The organism is Bacteroides sp. ZJ-18 (genome assembly GCF_011038705.2).
In the GTDB taxonomy this organism is placed as follows: Bacteria; Bacteroidota; Bacteroidia; order Bacteroidales; family Bacteroidaceae; genus Bacteroides; species Bacteroides hominis.
In genome coordinates this window covers 758,369-776,444 of record NZ_CP072198.1, presented here as the reverse complement: position 1 = coordinate 776,444, position 18,076 = coordinate 758,369, and the positions used below count along the sequence as shown (strand labels likewise).

The window sequence follows — 18,076 nt, the reverse complement described above, 5'->3', positions numbered from 1 at the left end:
TATGGGAAACAGATCGTTCTGTCTACGCACCGTATGCAACTCTGTATACAGTACGTATATAGAGTAGTATACGAGCCGTAGATAATGCTGTATACGCATTATACAAAATTGTCCCGCATTGAGTTTTCTCAATGCGGGACGATATGAAATGTGCCGGTATGTTTACTGTTAGGCCGTTGGATCATCTACAATATCACCATCGCCATCTCCTTGAGATGCGCCGATGTTGATAAATCGACTGACAGTTCTCGGCGTTTTTAGCATTGTCTGCGAACTGTGGCAGTATTGTGTGGTCAGTCGCAGCTCATAGGTTCCGTCTTTCAAGTCGGCAGGAAGTAGCACCAATACTTCCGAGGGGTTGTTTATGGCAATCATATCCATCGGTAACTTCGTTTCTGTGCCTTTTTCGTCAATCAATACGATACCTACGGCAGAGTCTGTGCCTGTTACTTTAATATTCTTTCCTTGCAGGCGATAGTTACGTCCCGCAGTTGCACTACCGTCCGTAGCACGGGTGGCGGCGTCTTCACCGCCGATGAAGTAGGCCGGGTCACCTTTGGCTCCCAGAATTTTCACACCGGTCCGTGCGATAGCTTCACGTAAATCCTTATCCTGATTGAAGGAAACATAGATAGAATTTTTCTCGGGATTCCATACTCCACCGTCTATTACCCCGCGAAACTGTGGTACGGCACGAAAAAGCCCCGTATTGACAGAGTATCCGTTCAGTACCAATTCCGATACTGTGCGCTGAAAAAGATCGACGGCATGCTTTAAAGTCTCTGCCCGCAAACCGGTATCTTCTTTCTTCATTTCATCCAGTACATCGGATAGCGTCAGGTTTCCGGCGCTTTCCAATACCAGGATTTTGTCTTCTTTGTTGTCGGTGGTCACGGTATTGTCCGCAAGCCAGCCTTTGAGTTCGGTTTTCATGATTTGTTAAGTTTAAAAGTGAATATTATTGTTTGGTGCCTTTTACGCAACGGACAGAATGCCCGTCACCTTTCGGACCATCAGCTTGTATTTCTATGCTAAGTGTAGATCGAGCATCAAGAACAAGCCTACGCGCCCAATTATTATTACTATTATTATTATCACTACTCCAATAAAAGCCAACTTCTCCGACAAAGTGTGTCCCTACTGTACCACATCCTCCTTCTCCTCTTGCTCCTGCTACAGTGAGAAAGATTCCTTTGCTGTTATTCATAAACCATACGCCCTTATTAGTCACTATTTTATTTGTACATCGAGAAAGTTTAGTCAATTCGTTTATCGATGGTGTTCGCCATCCTGAACCATATGTCGTAGGGTTAAGTCTTGCGCATGGATCTATATTGTTTCTATTATAATCTTGATTCCAAGTATAATAATATCCATAATCAGTTGAAGTAGTCCACACATAATTATTACTCGCTCCTGTACTTTTCAGATTCCCATCCGCCCATATTAATTTGGCCAGGTCTTTCTTATCCTGAGCCGTACATCCGTTTTGCGTAAGATTAATATCACTCTCCAACACATTGATGCCGGGACCTTTTTTAAACTGTATTTTTAGTGTATAGCTCATTCCCTCTTTCAACTGTACGCTTTGGGTGGACGTGATTTCGGTGTTGTTGTTCACAATCCGTCCTCCTACCGTCAGCGTATTGAAATGCACTGTAATCGTTCTGGCCCCTGCAAACGGAACCATGCGTATGGTTGTACTCAGGGTCGTGTTCGGATTGAATGCTGCCGTATTATTCGTGTTGGCAGCTACCACATTGCTCGAAGGACCGATCTTCCACGATGTGGAATTTCCCCCTTGCTTTACGTATACACCCGTACAATTGCTGATCGTATTGCTCGGGTATCCGGTGGGACTAATGGAAATTGTCAGTTTACACAACTTCTGACTGAAACTCACCGGAAGGTTGTGGCTGAGGCTGTTTACATTCGTTATATCTCCGGAATCGAAGGTCATGAAGTCCTTGCTCATGTTAGGGATAGAAACTGTGCTGCTGTTGTAGGCATACGTGGAAGGCATAGTTCCCAAGTCGGCAGCTGTAGCGGTATTAAAGGAGTAACCAACTACACGTATCGTTCCCGAGCGTGTCAGCAATTTCCCTTGTTTGAGTACAGGAGTGCCCGTACCATTTGAGGTGTAATCGGCCGCCGACTGAAAGACATAGTTATTTCCGGACTTCCAGAAAACAATTAGCCGGAAATAGACTCCTGAAGATACTGTTGCACGGGTATTTGCACGGGGTAGGGTATCTTCCGTCAGTTCCATCGAGGCTATCCGGGGACCTTCATAGTCCGGTTGCTCTCCCGTGCGTGTAGGGGAGAAAGCTTTTACCCCCACCCATTCGGCGATCAGGGGAGAGTGGTTACGGGTCGAAGCGTCATTAAAAGAGGAAGAATGATAGTCGTTGTCACCCGTCAGACTGATTTGGATGGGGATTAACTCGTCGGCAGTATCCCCGCTGTCAGCAGACAGGGGAGTCATTCTGTCATCTTCCGCACATCCTGCTATCGAAAGGCACAAACACAGCCATAAGGCTTTACCGAGACACTCTCGCGTAATAAAAGTTCTATTCATATACTATGATATTAAAGTGAATAATCGTATCAAAGACACATTGCAGACCTATACATCCTCGTATAAGTCCGGAAAGGCTGTTTGATACCACTTTTATTATGCGTAAGTTTGTGTATTACAATCAGATATAACGGTCTTGAATACACAATAATGTTTCAAAAGACGTACGTCTTTTGAAACATTATTGTTACTCTTCACATTAAATATAAGAGGAACAGATAAATGACTGATAATTAAAACACTGTGGAAATATTTGCACAGATAAAAAAAGCGTCTTATCTTTGTTGCATCAGACGTACGTCTTTTGAAACACCGTTCCCAAAAGTTAAATTTGCATCTTATAAGTCTTCTCATTTACTTGTCTTGTATTCCTATTCTCTTATATGTAACACAACATTATTCTCACGCTGGCTTTTGAATTAAGTTCCCATAATCGGTTTATTTAAAGTGAATATTATTGTTTAATATCTATTGTAAATAGACTGCTACTATTTAAAGAATATTCAGAAAACTCATTAATCTCCTTTTACACAACGTACTGTTTTACCATCTTTCTTTTGGTAAGCCTGAATTTCGGCCGTTCCATTTCTTAAAAGCATAAAATACGAAACAGTTCCCCCTGCATCGTCTCTACTTTGATAATATCCTTCAGTATCAGGACCTGTTGTGGCTTCAGTGCCACTGCCTCCCCTATTGTCATTACGATATCCTGCAGCAGGTAAAAAAAGCCCTATACTACTATTCATAAACCACATGCCTTTATTAATCAATGCTTTGTTTGTACACCGAGATAGCATTGCTAAGGTATTCCTACTTGGAGTACGCCATCCTGTACCATAATATGCAGTATTTAATTTAGAGCAAGGATCTGTATTATTAGTATTTGTATTTCCGGTATAAGTACTATAAAACGTATAATAATAACCTCTATCTGTTGCAGTAGTCCACACGTAATTCGTATTTCCGGTACTCTTCAAATTTCCCGTGGCCCATCTCAACTTCGCCAAGTTATTCTTATCACTCGTTGTACATCCGTTTTGTGTCAGGTTAATGTCACTTGCCGCCAATTGTACTCCCAATTCAAACTTCAGTGTAATGGTATAACTCCGTCCCGGCAGCAACTGCACATTCTGACTCGAGGTGATATTCCGATTATTCGCATTGAAGTAATTACTAAGTTTCAGCGTACCGATATGCACCGTGATCGCCCGTGAACCCGAAAAAGGAACTAACCGCACAGTGGCAGTAGAATTATTGCCAATATTGAATGTAGGTGTATTTCCGGTATTGGCACTTACATTATTTGTAGAGGGACCTATCGTCCAGGCGGACGCATTACCGCCCTGAGAAACATATACGCCCGTACAGTTGGTAAACGTGTTGCTTCCAAACTGTGACAAGGAGAGCTTAACCGTCAGCTTGCAGAGTTTTTGCGTGAAACTAACCGACAGGTTGTGGTTGATTGTACTCACATTCGCTATGTCCCCCGAGTCATAAACCATAAAGTCATTACTCATATTCGGGATAGTGACGGAAGTACCGTTATAGGCATAGGATGAAGGGATTGTTCCCATCGCTGTCGTACTATTGAACGAGTATCCGATCACACGGACAGTTCCCGTTCTGGTGAGTAACTTTCCTTGCCTGAGTGTGGGAGCGGAAGCCCCGTTCGTCGTAAAATCCGCTGCCGACTGGAACACGTAATTGCTGCCCACCTTACGGAAAGCGATCAATCGGAAATAAATGCCATTACCCAATGTAGCGGCACGGGTTGTGACTTGCGGCTCTTCGCGGAGTGTCATCCGGACCACTGAAGGACCCTCGTAAGGTACGGTAGCAGGTATGGCCCTGCTGGCGGGTGATTCCTTAACCGGTACCCATTCGTCTACAAGCGTTCTTCCCCCGGTTGTGGCGGGAGTATCAACATGACTTTCCATATAGCTGCCATCCTCAACCCGGCTGACCGTAATAGGGATCATATCCCCTCCGTCCGGTTCGGGGCTGTCGGGGTTCACAACATTGTCTCCACACGATGTTATCATTAAAAAAGCCGCGCACACACAGCATGTGCTTAACGCACGAAAGCCTACATACAGAAGTTTTGCCTTTGTATTCATAATTCAAATGTTTAGAAGTGAATAAAATAGATCGTACTCAGCATGGCCTTCCCATTAAGAATGGACAGGCCGGCTATAGCAGGCTGTGAATACAGCTTTTATTTTGCGGTAAGTTTGTGTAAGTTAGATAGATAGAACGGCTCTTGTGTTTCAAAAGACGTTCGTTTTTTGAAACACGGTCTTTGCTCTGTGCGCTGAATACAAAAAGAAGAGATAAATGACTGATAATTAAAACGATGTAAAAAGATTTGCACAGATGAAAAAAGCGACTTATCTTTGTTGCATCAGACGAACGTCTTTTGAAACGTTACCTTCCTTTTGATAAAAGACAACCCACTTATTACAAGAATCATTTTTTTCCAAATGCTTCATTATTAGCTTTATCCTTTCGTTACATCAGTGGGTAACCGGATTGATAGTCTGGCAGTATTTTTGCTGGATGTTACTATTCTTATATTATTTGTTTCCTGCGTTATATCGCTTCTGTACTATTCTGGCTAACCTTGCATCAACAATCACACATCGTATAACTACTATAAATTTAAAATCAAAATGAACAGAGAGAACAAACCTTTATTCCTATATACCTTTATCACCGTCTTTGGTGGATTGATTGTGGGATTAAATATGGCAGGTATTTCCGGAGCCGTTCCTTTTTTACAGGAACAATTCATGTTGGATGATATGGCTTTGGGATTGGTGGTAAGTATTCTGACCGTAGGTTGCCTTTGCGGTGCTTTGCTGGGAGGAGGTTTCAGTGACCGTTATGGCAGGCAGAAAGTAATGTTCTCGTCAGCTATCTTTTTTATTGTTTCTTCTTTAGGTTGCGCATTGTCTGTCAATCTGGTTTCACTGCTGGTTTTTCGCCTGATATGTGGGCTGGGGATCGGCGTGATTTCTGCCGTAGCACCTATCTATATATCCGAGATTTCTCCTGCCCGGTTGAGGGGAACACTGGTCTCTTACAATCAACTGGCCATTGTGATAGGAATTCTGATTGCTTATATTGTAGATTATATATTGCTGGACTACGAGCGGAACTGGCGCCTGATGCTGGGATTCCCGTTCTTCTTTAGTGTAGCCTACCTGCTACTGTTGGTTATATTGCCCGAGAGTCCGCGATGGCTTTCGGCCCGCGGAAAAGCAGGCAGAGCCAGACAGGTGGCCAGTAAGCTGAACCTGGAAGCCGGTGAGATGACCGTGTCCGACACAAACACACAAGAAGGTAGAGATAGGATAAAGGTAACAGAATTGTTTAAGGGTAACTTGGCTAAAGTGGTTTTCATAGGTTCTATACTGGCCGCCTTACAGCAAATTACGGGTATTAACGTCATTATTAATTACGCTCCTTCTATTTTTGAGATGACAGGTGTTGCCGGGGATATTGCCCTTGTGCAATCCATCCTGGTGGGCGTGGTGAATCTGTTGTTTACCCTGATTGCTGTATGGCTGGTCGATAAAGTGGGACGCAAAATCCTGCTTCTCGCCGGAAGCTTGGGAATGAGTCTTTCGTTGCTTTATTTGGTCTATACCTTCGTTGTACCTGCTGCCAATGGCATCGGCGCATTGATAGCCGTGCTGTGTTACATCGGGTTCTTTGCAGCTTCGCTGGCACCGCTGATGTGGGTGGTAACTTCCGAAATCTATCCTTCCCGTATCCGTGGAACGGCCATGTCACTCTCTACCGGAGTAAGTTGGTTATGTACGTTCCTCACCGTTCAGTTTTTTCCTTGGATACTGAATAACCTGGGCGGATCGGTCGCATTCGGAATCTTTGCTGTTTTCAGCATTGCTGCATTCGCATTCATTTTATTTTGTGTGCCCGAGACTAAAGGAAAGTCGCTGGAGGCAATAGAAAAAGAATTGGGAGTGGATAAAGAAGCTGAAAAGACCGCAAAAGAAGAACATGCTTTCTCGAAAATATAATAAACACAAAATTAGATATAAGTATGAAACAAAGTAAAAGAAATGTATGGTTGTCCGTTTGCGCAGGACTCTTGTTTTGTTCGTGGGGATGCGGCTCTCAAGTGTCGGATAAGCCGGTAACACTGGAAACGCTGTTGGACGAAATGGTATCGGTGGAGGAGCAGGCGCTATATCCGGTTCCCTCTTATACTTGTCGTCAGGAAAGTAGTTATGACCGTGCATCGGTATCACCCGATTCTGCCGGTTGGTTTGCCAACAGCGATGGGTTTGGAATCAAGCGGGTAGATACGATAGCAGGCCGTATCGAGAAAGTAATGTTCGACGAAGTCGGACCGGGGGCTATCACCCGCATCTGGATTACTACTATTGACAAACGCGGTACATGGAGGTTTTATTTCGATGGTTCCGACCAGCCGGGCTGGATTATTCCCGCCTATGACCTGATGCGGATCAATGTGCCCGGATTGGGAAGAGGAATGTTGCAGGCACACACCAGCTATACGCCCGAAGGTAAGGGAGGAAATACCCTGTTCCTGCCTATCCCGTATGCCCGTGGATGTAAAGTGACGTTCGAAGACGAACCGGGAGTGAATCCTACTCCAAAATATTACCACATCAACTTCCGTAAATATCCGGAGGGTACACAGGTGGAGACTTTCTCTAAAGAAGTGGTAGAGAGAGCAGCACAGAAAATAGCTGAAGTAGACGATCGTCTTCTCCATCCGATGGCCGGACGTAAAGGTGAAATGATCCGGGAGAATAAGAACCTTCTTTCTTCCGATTCACTGACCATTCCGCTGCCGACAGGTGAAAATGCGGTGTATGAAGTGAAGTTCAATATCCGTGTTGATAATCCGGAGCAATATGCGCAATTGATGCGGGAATTGGTGTTCAGTGCCACATTCGACGGGAAACAGACCGTATGGGTGCCCTTGAGTGATTTCTCCGGAGGTGGCATGGGTGCTCCCAAAGTGGATAGTTGGTATCTGACGTCCGACGGGAAAGGGAACATCTCCAGTCGCTGGTTGATGCCTTACCGCAAATCGGGAGTCTTGAAAGTACTGAACCTTTCTTCCCAGCCGGTTGATACTGAACTGGAGGTAAACGTGGCCCCGTTGAAGTGGAATAAAGACCGGTCATTGTATTTCTATGCTTCATGGAGGCAGGAGAACGGTATCTACATCCATGATAAACCCGAAGAGGCCGATCAGTGTGTAGAATGGAACTTCGCTACACTAAAAGGAAAGGGCGTCTATAAAGGTGATTTACTTTCACTGTACAATCATGCTCCGTTGTGGTATGGCGAAGGTGACGAGAAGATTTGGGTAGACGATGATACTTTCCCTTCACATTTCGGCACAGGTACGGAAGACTACTATAATAGCTCTTGGGCACCGGTAGTGCCTTTCTATACTCCATTCGGAGGAGCTCCGAGAGCCGATTTGGAAAGCTCTCACGGTTATAATGCTTTCTATCGCACCCGCCATCTGGATGGCATCCCTTTCAATAAGAGCTTTAAGTTCGATATTGAAATGCTGGGATGGAAACGGGGTGAGGTTGATTATGCCACTACCATTTACTGGTATGGTGATCCGGAGGCACAGGTATTTGGAACTTCAGATATTGAAGAAGCCCGCCGGCAGCTGCTGCCTGCTGTCGAAGCTTCGGCAAACTGAAAAACATATGATAGTATTATTTAAATTTTTAATTAAATCTAATTGGTGAATATGAAACATGAAAGACCTTGCCTTGTGGCCTCCGGAAGTGACTGGCTGCAAGAAGTGTTGAGAAGGCTTTTGGTCTGGGTGGTTGTCTTGTTCTCGGGGACAATGATGGCATACGCAGGCAATCTGGATATCAACCAGGTGAAAGTCATTACGGGTACGGTGACCGAAAAGGAAACAGGTGACCCGCTGATCGGAGTAAACGTGTCGGTAAAGGGCACTTCGAAAGGTACGATTACGAATCTGAATGGTGAGTATTCGGTTGATGTGAATTCGGATAAAGATATTCTGGTATTCTCATTTATTGGAAAGGCTACACAGGAGAAAGCTGTGAAGGGATTAAGCAAGATCGACGTGGTAATGGCCGATGATGCCACGATGTTGGGCGAGGTGGTTATCCAGACCGGATATATGACGCAGCGCAAAGCCGATCTGACCGGTTCGGTTGCCATTGCTAATACCTCGGATTTGGCTCAGAATCCTTCGACTAACGCACTGAAGTCTTTGCAGGGAAAATTGCCGGGTGTATTTATTACTGCCGATGGTAGCCCCGGTGGAAATGCTTCGATACAGATTCGCGGACTTACGTCATTGAATGCACAACCCAACCCGCTGATCGTACTCGACGGATTGGCAGGCGATTACAACTTGAGGGACATCAACCCGGCGAACATTGAATCTATTCAGGTGTTGAAGGATGCTGCTTCGGCCAGTATTTATGGTTCGAGAGCTGCCGGTGGTGTGATCATTATCGAAACGAAGAAGGGTAAAAAGGGTGAATCGAAAATCAGCTACGAAGGTCGTGTACAGTTTTCCAAGTGGGTTAATAAACCCGACTTGCTGAATACTGAAGAATATGGACGTGCCATCTGGCAGGCGTATGCCAACGATGACAAATTGGGTGAGATCAAACAAAGTGTTCGTTTCTTCGATTACGACTGGAGTTATGACGGTAACGGTTATCCGGTGCTTAACTCCGTGAAACCGGTGGAATGGCTGAATACAGCCAAGACTATGCGCTCGGCCGATACTAACTGGATCGACGAAATATCCCGTACCGGAGTATCGCAGAATCATCAGATCTCAGTATCGAGTGGTACTGAAAAATCACGTACTTTTTTCAACCTGGGTTATGAAAATACGGAAGGTATCCAGATTGAAACCTTCTGGAAGAAATATTCGGCCCGCTTGAATTCGGAATACGATTTATTGAATGGTCGTCTGAAAGTAGGTGAGAATCTGGAGTTGAACTACATGAACTATCGCGAAGCCAATCATACTCAGCTTGCAGCGAATGAACCCCCTATCATTCCTGTATATACCGAAACCGGTGGCTGGGGTGGTGCCTCTCTCGACGTGGGTATGGACGATTATCGTAATCCGGTGAAAGACCTTATCCTGGGGAAAGACAATGTCAATAAGTTCCTGAAGGTAATTGGTAATACGTATGCCGATTTGATGATTATCAAAGGTTTGAACCTGAGAACATCGTTCGGTGTAGACTATCGCGGTTCATACTATCGGGCAGTCGATAAAAAATGGGGTGAAGCAGATGGTTCGGGCCGTGATGAAAAATTTAATTATGTCCGCAATGATCAGACCCATTTCCTTGAATACCAATGGACCAACCAGATCAACTATAACGGGCAATTCGGAAAACACTCGATAGGAGCTGTAGTCGGAATGGAATTCACGAAAGCTGAAAGCGAAGCATTCTATGCGCGGAAAGACGGTTTGACCCTGGAAGACAGAGACTATGCTTTTTTGAGTTCGGCTACCGGCGACAAGATTACAGAGGCTACCGGTTCGGGTGATGCTTATGCTCTGTTGTCATACTTCGGTAAGTTTAATTATTCGTATGCTTCCAAATATCTGGCATCGGCAACGTTACGTTATGACGGTTCTTCCAAGTTCGGTGCTGATAACCGTTGGGCAGTTTTCCCAGCATTTTCGCTGGGATGGAGAATCAAGAACGAACCGTTCCTTGAGAATGTAGATTTTCTTTCGGATCTGAAATTGAGATTCAGTTGGGGGCGTAACGGTAACTCGGCTATCCCGAGTGGATACTTGCAAAGCAGCTATGTAGCCGATTATAACGGAACTTCTTATGCTATGAACGGACAGGAAAGCGGTTCTTTACAGTCTGGTTTCCGCAAATATCTCACCGGTAATTCGACACTGAAATGGGAAACGGTGACACAGACCAATTACGGTATCGATTTCGGTTTCTTCAATCAGAGCCTGGTCGGAACTATCGACTATTTTTATAAGAAAACAACCGATATGCTTTATTTACCCCCTTATATCGGTGCGTTTGGTGAAGGTGGAGATACTTATGTGAATGGTCCGAGCATGGAAAACCGAGGAGTTGAAATCTTGTTGACATACCGGAATAACCTTCCGTCCGGATTTAGTTACAGCATTACGGGAAACCTTGCTACCTTCAAGAATAAGATTACCGAATTGCCGGACAACGTGAGAAGTGTATATGGTGGAAACGGTATGTTGGACGATATTATCGGACGTCCTCGTAACTCTGTCTACGGATATGTGGCAGACGGAATCTTCAAAACTCAGGAAGAGGTGGACAACTCACCGCAACAGGCTGGAAAAGGCTTGGGACGTATCCGTTACAAGGACCTTGATGGCGACGGACGCATTACTCAGGATTATGACCGTACGTGGATTGGTGTCAGCGATCCGGACTTTACTTATGGTTTGAACCTTCAGGCTTCATATAAGAATGTAGATTTGGCTCTCTTTTTCCAGGGTGTACATGGCGGAGATGTTTGGGATTCATGGATTGAATACAGTGACTTCTGGAACATTCAGAATGTGAATAATACCAATCACCTGAAAGGCGTATTTAATGCCTGGTCTCCCCAGAATCCGGATTCTAACATTCCGGCTCTGTCTACCCGTAACACTAATGACGAAAAGCGTACGTCTACGTATTTCCTCAAAGATGGTTCGTACCTGAAACTGAGAACAGTGGAATTGGGATACACTTTCCCGGAAAGTCTGGTGAAGAAAGCCATGATCAGCCGCTTGCGTGCCTATGTTTCGGCTAACAATGTATTCACTATCAAGAAATGGTGGGATAGCAACCGCTTCTCGGGTCCCGATCCTGAAATCCGTGACTTTGGCTATGTCATTCCATTTACCGCTACAGTTGGAGTTAATATAACCTTTTAAATAGAAATAGTATGAAAACCTTTTATAGTTTATTTCTGTCATCTGCCCTTTTGCTTTCCTTGTTGGTGACGAGCTGTGCCGACCAATTGAATATTAACCCTAAAGGGGTGCTGGCTGATGATTTATTATTAGGAAAGCCTGAACATATTGATGATTTTGTGACTCCGTGCTATTCGCTGATCCCTTATCTGCCCTGGTCGGAAGCTCATGCATGGTGGATGCATGGTTCCATCCGGTCAGACGATGCTTACAAAGGCGGATCGGGTGTAAGTGACCAGTCTGCCTGGCACGATATGGAAGTTTTCTCTTCTGTGACCGCTAATGTAGGCAATAATGACGGACCTTGGTTCAAGGGATATGTAGCGATATCCAGATACAATCTGGCACTCTATGCCCTGTCTAAAGTTACCGATGAAAACTATCCGTTGAAGGGCGTACGTACCGGTGAAGTGAAATTCCTGCGCGGAGCTACCTATTTTTTTATGAAGACGCTGTGGAGATATATTCCTTGGGTAGATGAAGAGAATGGCAGAACGGTGGAAGATGTGACCAATATCTCGAACCGGCCCAATGGTACTGATGATACATATTTGTGGGAACACATTGTGGCCGATCTGGAAGAAGCTGTCAGACTGTTGCCTGAAAAGCAGGAAGAGATAGGCCGTATCAATAAGAATGCTGCACGGGCTATGGCTGCCAAAGCGTTGTTGTTCATGGCATACAAGCAAGATGAAAGACATCAGGTAGTCGAGGTGGATAAGAAGATTCTGGAACGTGCCTTGGTTTATATCAACGAGATCACCGATCAGGAAGGTGGAAATGTAGGTTTATGTGAAGACTTTGCCGAAAATTTCTTGCCGGAATATGATAATGCTACCAAAGAAGCAATTTGGGAAATCCAGTATTCTATCAATGACGGAACATCAAGTGGAGGAAATACAAACAACGGTGCAGAATTGAATGCTCCTTCCTGGGAACCTTATTTCCCATGTTGTGACTTCCATAAGATGAGCTTTAATATGGCAAATGCTTTCAGAACTGATAAAGACGGTTTGCCTTTGTTCGATACGTTTAATGATGCGGAACTGAAAGGAAGATTCAAAGAGTATTTCAGTGAAAATACTTTCGATCCTCGTCTGAGTCATACAGCAGCCATTCCGGGATATCCTTATAAATATAATCCGGACTTGTTGTATGAAGAGAAGGCTTCCAGAAGCCCCGGTGATTATGGTTATCTGAAATCTGTTAAGGAATTGGTACCTGCCGGTTGCGATTGTATCATTGTAAACCGCAACTCAATGAACGTGAAACAAATACGTTATGCTGAAGTTTTATTGTGGAAAGCTGAAATTCTGATTCAGTTGGATCGCCATAAAGAAGCTCGTCCTATCATCAATAAGCTACGCGAACGTGCCAATAACAGTAGAATCCGTCTATTGATGGCAGACGGTACTCCTTATATGAATTATAAAGTTAGTTTATATACTGACGAGGCTGCATGGACCAAAGAGTATGCATGGAAAGCACTGATGTTTGAGAATCGTCTTGAAATGGCATGTGAGGGAAGACGTTTCTTCGATCTGCAAAGATGGGGAATTCTGGAACCTACGATGAATGCTTATTTCAAGAAAGAAAAAACTCGCTTCTCGTGGATGAATAATGCTGTCTTTGTTGCAGGAAGAGATGAATATAAGCCTATTCCTCAGCAACAGATGAACTGGGCGAAAGGAAATTATATACAGAATCCGGGTTACTAATAAAAAACAGACGATTATGAAAAGAATACTATATTTTCTCTCTGTGATGCTTTGTATACTTGCTGTCACAGGTTGTCAGGATCGCGATATCATTGATTTCAAGGATGGGGTTTCTTTGCCCCCGGTGACCGATTTGAAATCGTCACTATCACCTGATAATGAAGCTTTGATTGAATGGAAATTGCCTACAGCGATTCCGGAAGAGGTGGAACGTCCTTTATCCGTTTATGTTCAGGTTTACAAGGGGGCGGTGTTAGAGCATCAGATTTCTTTGGAAGGTGAGCCTACTTCGTGGGAATATACACTGAAAGAACCTGAATCGAAATACAGGATTGTGGTTAAAGTTCAGGGGATGTTGAAAGAAAAGCCTTATGGGCAGTCAGACGAGATTTATTCGTTGGGACAAACAGTTTCTATAAATTGATTGAGAGAAAGAGGCAGCGTCGGGACGACGTTGCCTCTCTTCATTTTATGCTTTCTCACATCGGATGATGATTTTTCTTTCATCGTTCAGGGTAGTAGCAAACAGATAGATATCACCTCCGTCAGCTATTTTTAGCCGTTTTCGTAGTTCTGCCACAGATTGTGGGAAGTTGCGGACAGTGAGGTTGGCTTTATCCACTTCATTTAAGAGATTCTTCAGTTCTTTTTTGTTGAGGCATGAGTAGCCGGTCACCCGGAAGATTCGGCCTGGAAATTCTTCTATCCGTTCATCCGAGGTGTAGAGATGGCTGTTGGGATGGAGCTTGCTTAAATGAAACGCAGAAGCGATGTTGCGGAAAGCACCGGCTTTGAGAATAGAGGCGTTGGGTTCATACAAGTAAGTACCTATTTTATGGGTGTAAGAGCAATCGGTGCTCTGCTCTGCTTCGCGCGTAAAGACGAAACGCTGTATTTTTCGGTTTGCAAAGTTGATGCAGACGATAGGCTGCGATAGGGTAGGCAGGATCGTCGGAGATGTCTTTTCGGACCGCAACATTAACAACAGTTCCTTACATTCGTTGTTGACGGAGATAATGTGGACCTCAGAAACATGCTTCATGTCCCGTATAGCCAGAGAAAGGTCGAGCATTGGGGAAAGTTTGATTATAACCTGTTGCCCTTTTTCGAGCAATAATTCCTCCAGTGCGGCTGCATTAGGTTCACAGTCGGATATGGCTACTGTTTTTCCGCCATGTTCATTGCGGCGTGCCGGGTCCAGGAAGATACAGTCTGTGGGCGACATTGTTTGCAAGTACTCTACTCCATCGGCATTTTGTACCCGGATCTGCTTTAATCCCAATAGTGGAAAATTGTGAGCGGCAATCTCGCAAAGTTCTTTTTGGCGTTCGATGTAGGTGACTGTTTTGAACCGGGCTGCGAGAAAAGCACAATCAATACCGAATCCGCCCGTAAGATCGACCAGCGTTTCTCCCTGCGCCAGTGAGGCTTTGTAGAGTGCGGTGATTTCCGATGAACATTGCTCCAATGATAAATGACGTGGATAAAGAAGGTTTTCCGTAGCATGCCAACTTGGTATTTTTGAAGCGGCGGCTTGCCATCCGGCTATCTGGACGATAGCAGAGGACATGTCAACCTGGGGATATTTCTTTGCCTGTAATGCGAGGGAGCGTATATCGTCATTGCGATGCTCCCGGATAAACAGGACTGTTTCCGGAGAAAGGTACATATCTTATTTTAGTTTATAAGTTTATACTTTTGTTTTGCTTCGTCTCGGTTGCACAGGTTAAAGTGCCACCATTCGCTGGGGAGTGCACGGAATCCTGCACCTTTCATGACTCTTCTTAGTAGAATTCGGTTTTCGCGTTCTTGTTGTGTTATTTTTCCCTTTTTCACGAGTTCTGCTTCGTTTGTGATATGCGATGTTGCACCCATATAATCAACTTCGGTTCCCATAGAAAGTGGGTGCCCGAGAGAGTCTACTATGCCGATGTCTACTGCCAGGCCATAATTATGCAGTCCTCCTCCTCGTGCCGGATTAGATACATAGAAATATTTAGAGGTTCCTTTTACAACATCCCACATCTTTTTCTGAACGGACATCGGACGTGCTGCATCATAAATCACCAGGCGATAGCCAGGATGCTCTGCTTTGAGTAACAGGTGTGCCTGCAAAAGGGCTTTAGCTGCGTCCGGATGGAGATATGCCTCTTTCAAATCACCATAAAGAAGTTGACCGGTGAAATTATCCGGGGTGGCATACATCAGGTTGATTATGAATGTAGAGTCGAGTTCGGAGATATTTACCAGTCCGATTGAGTCCAGATAAAGAGCTGTTTGACTTTTGGCTGCAATCGGTTGTGGCTTTTCTGGGGCTACAAGATTTATGGAGTCCATAGGTACGGGATAGAACTGCGTTTCCTTATTCCGGCAAGAGGTTGTGATAAACAGTAATAGGATGAAAGTTGCTAAAGATCCGGGCTGCATATGATTTTTTTAGTTGAATTATTAAATGCAAAAGTATAAAAACATATGCGCATATTTTAGAAGTGAGGAAGTTTTTCGTTTTTAAGGCTTGTCCTATATGTACCTCATCGGATTTACAATGCATTATAAATTAGATTCTCCCGATAGCTTTTTTGAGCAAAAAGCATTAGTCTTTTCATCGTGCCTGTCTTTCCTGCCATACTTGTTTTCCTCTGATATTTGCTTTGAGAGGATCATTTGCTTTCGGTTTATTGTTGTAATCGTTAATTTACTTAAAATGAAGAAGATCAGGAGTAGGCTAATGAATGTGAAGCTATTCCTTTTCGTACATTTGGCAGAAAGGAGTAAAAGCTGTATTGCTACGAATGTAAACTATAGGATTTAGAATGATATGGAACATGTTAATGGTCAAAATAATGAAATTACATTGATTTTCCCACATAATCGGATTGACTGTATGGCTTCTCAGAACGAACGGTTTAATCGGATTATAAATCAAGCTAACATAACGATCATTGGGAATAACAATCACATTTCAATGTATTGCGATTCTGAAGATAGTGCGGAAGAATTGTTGCTAAGTGATGGATTTCTTCTGGTTGTAAAAGGAGATAATAATATAGTAAATATAGGGACGATTATTTTACGCTATTCTACCATATTGGGTATGACGGGATTGAAGCTTATCATTGGGCAACTTCCGGGACTGGGAGCCGGTGTTTCAAGAATGGCTAATAATTGTCGGGTAGATATTGGAAATCGTGTAGTAATTAATGGCGTTACGTTATATTTGCAAGAAGATGATTCGTGCATCAGTATTGGAGACGATAGTCAGTTGAGCTGGGGCGTTGATATATGGTGTACCGACGCACATACGATAACGAATTTAGAGGGTGAGCCGATAAATTTTGCTAAGAGTATCGTAATAGGTAAGCATGTATGGATCGGAAAAGATGTGAAGGTTTGTAAAAATGTGAAAGTCTCTGATAATAGTATTATTGGTTGGGGGAGTATCGTAACGAGGGTATTTAATGAACCCAATGTAATTATTGCGGGTGTTCCGGCTAAAGTTGTAAAACAGGGAATTAACTGGGACCGTAGATGTATCAATAAGTATTTAAAAGGATGACTACTGTTAGTTGCAAAAGAAAAGTGAGGGTATGGGTAGAGGTAATTGTAAATAGGGGCGCTGCTCTCTATGGAGAGTCCTCTCTATTTACACAAAATCGTGGACAGTGCCTTTTCTGTCCTCTCCTCCGCGAAATGCATTTCTATCTTCCATCTTCCACCTTTTTCCATCTTTTTATCTGATTATCATTTATTTACCCTGGTGGAAGATTGCGTTTTCAGCCCGTTTATCTTCCACCTTCATCTTCCATCTTCCACCCTCTGCCATCGCTTGAAAAACTTCCATAATTCCCTCGTATTCAGAATTATACTTTCTGTTTCTTGTCAGTTTTCCCTTTAAAAAGCATTTTCATATCCCCGCTTGTTTGTTTGAAAATGCTTTGCCTTTTTTCCGGAAGTCCTTTGTTATTTGCCGCTTGGGATATTCTTTGCTCCCCGTCCGCCCCATTTCCTGTCCGCTGTTCCCTTTCTCCCGCCTTCCTGAATAGACGGTGTCTGTCCTTTACCTTGTCCTCCCGCCTTTCCTTCCGCCGGCGCTTTCCCTCAAGCATGGTCTGTCCGAAGCATACGTTGCCTTGACGCTGCCTTTACGCGCGTACCCCCGTAACCTTGAATGCGGGTTCCATTTACCAACCGGGGTAAACGCTTTTACATGCCGAGGTAAATGGCTTTACATGCTGAGGTAAATGCTTTTACATGCCCGGGTAAATGGTTTTACATCAAGAATAAAATTCAGGTAAATATACTCTTCTGATTATCAATGATATTTAACTGCTGACCCAGCTACGCATTTGTCCGGGTGCCCCCTGAGAATCCCTTTCCCATATCCCCCCCCTGAGAAATTTGAAACCGCCTGGCGGTTCGTTCCCAACACAGAGATTCCCCTCCCTCCCCAATGAATCCCCCCTTCTTGTTTTCCAAGTATTCCCCCCTCTATATATTATAATAATGTGTCTCCCTTGGCCCTCCCTTTTCCCTTCTTTTTAAAGTATGCTCTAAAACCTGCCTCTCCCTCAGTCCTTTACATCTAAATTTATATTTTTATTCAAAAAAACTTCCTTATATATTTGCCTTGTATTGGTAAATCGCGTACTTTTGCACCCGCTTTCCAAGAGAGGGAGAGCCGATTGAAATTGACATGTTGCAAGTGCGTATTGATTGCCTTAACGAACAACAAAAATAATCTCCTTTTTCTTTGGAGTTTAATATTAAAATTCGTTATCT

General features: G+C 43.9%; 11 protein-coding genes. 6 read left to right on the top strand and 5 right to left on the bottom strand.

The annotated features are described in order from the left end of the window. Window positions 1-168 precede the first annotated feature (168 nt). The 3 genes from G7Y45_RS03180 to G7Y45_RS03170 all read right to left on the bottom strand — a co-directional run bounded on the left by G7Y45_RS03180 (window position 169) and on the right by G7Y45_RS03170 (window position 4,695). The gene (locus G7Y45_RS03180; protein ID WP_165016834.1) at window positions 169-933 is read right to left on the bottom strand and encodes a DNA-binding domain-containing protein; all 765 of its coding nucleotides are present in this window, start codon (window positions 931-933) and stop codon (window positions 169-171) included. Window positions 934-958: 25 nt separating this feature from the next. Next, the gene (locus G7Y45_RS03175; protein ID WP_165016836.1) at window positions 959-2,578 is read right to left on the bottom strand and encodes an FISUMP domain-containing protein; all 1,620 of its coding nucleotides are present in this window, start codon (window positions 2,576-2,578) and stop codon (window positions 959-961) included. A gap of 515 nt (window positions 2,579-3,093) precedes the next feature. Next, complete coding sequence (locus G7Y45_RS03170) at window positions 3,094-4,695, bottom strand: fimbrillin family protein (RefSeq protein WP_165167669.1); 1,602 nt, start codon at window positions 4,693-4,695, stop codon at window positions 3,094-3,096. Between the two features lie 552 nt (window positions 4,696-5,247). Here G7Y45_RS03170 and G7Y45_RS03165 point away from each other — a divergent pair. From G7Y45_RS03165 to G7Y45_RS03145, 5 genes are read left to right on the top strand one after another with little or no spacing between them, the layout of a single operon-like run. Next, entirely contained in the window at window positions 5,248-6,621 is a 1,374-nt protein-coding gene (locus G7Y45_RS03165) for a sugar porter family MFS transporter (RefSeq protein WP_005812555.1), read from the top strand. A gap of 23 nt (window positions 6,622-6,644) precedes the next feature. Next, window positions 6,645-8,297, top strand: coding sequence for a glycoside hydrolase family 172 protein (locus G7Y45_RS03160; RefSeq protein WP_165018006.1), 1,653 nt, complete (start codon window positions 6,645-6,647; stop codon window positions 8,295-8,297). Between the two features lie 51 nt (window positions 8,298-8,348). Beyond that, window positions 8,349-11,540 carry a TonB-dependent receptor gene (locus G7Y45_RS03155; protein ID WP_032529723.1) on the top strand — a complete coding sequence of 1,064 codons (3,192 nt, stop codon included), beginning with the start codon at window positions 8,349-8,351 and terminating at the stop codon, window positions 11,538-11,540. A gap of 11 nt (window positions 11,541-11,551) precedes the next feature. Then, window positions 11,552-13,297 carry a RagB/SusD family nutrient uptake outer membrane protein gene (locus tag G7Y45_RS03150; RefSeq protein WP_032540055.1) on the top strand — a complete coding sequence of 582 codons (1,746 nt, stop codon included), beginning with the start codon at window positions 11,552-11,554 and terminating at the stop codon, window positions 13,295-13,297. Between the two features lie 16 nt (window positions 13,298-13,313). After that, window positions 13,314-13,721 (top strand): DUF4945 domain-containing protein, encoded by a 408-nt coding sequence (locus G7Y45_RS03145; RefSeq protein ID WP_165018009.1) that lies wholly within the window; start codon window positions 13,314-13,316, stop codon window positions 13,719-13,721. A 45-nt stretch (window positions 13,722-13,766) separates the two neighbouring features. On the opposite strand, the gene G7Y45_RS03140 is transcribed toward G7Y45_RS03145, so the two are convergent. Both G7Y45_RS03140 and G7Y45_RS03135 read right to left on the bottom strand, forming a co-directional pair. Then, window positions 13,767-14,966, bottom strand: a complete 1,200-nt coding sequence (locus tag G7Y45_RS03140; RefSeq protein WP_165018012.1) for a class I SAM-dependent methyltransferase — start codon at window positions 14,964-14,966, stop codon at window positions 13,767-13,769. A gap of 8 nt (window positions 14,967-14,974) precedes the next feature. Next, complete coding sequence (locus G7Y45_RS03135) at window positions 14,975-15,724, bottom strand: M15 family metallopeptidase (protein WP_122330826.1); 750 nt, start codon at window positions 15,722-15,724, stop codon at window positions 14,975-14,977. Between the two features lie 391 nt (window positions 15,725-16,115). On the opposite strand from G7Y45_RS03135, the gene G7Y45_RS03130 reads away from it, so the two are divergent. Next, window positions 16,116-16,853 (top strand): acyltransferase, encoded by a 738-nt coding sequence (locus G7Y45_RS03130; RefSeq protein WP_005812561.1) that lies wholly within the window; start codon window positions 16,116-16,118, stop codon window positions 16,851-16,853. Window positions 16,854-18,076 lie beyond the last annotated feature (1,223 nt).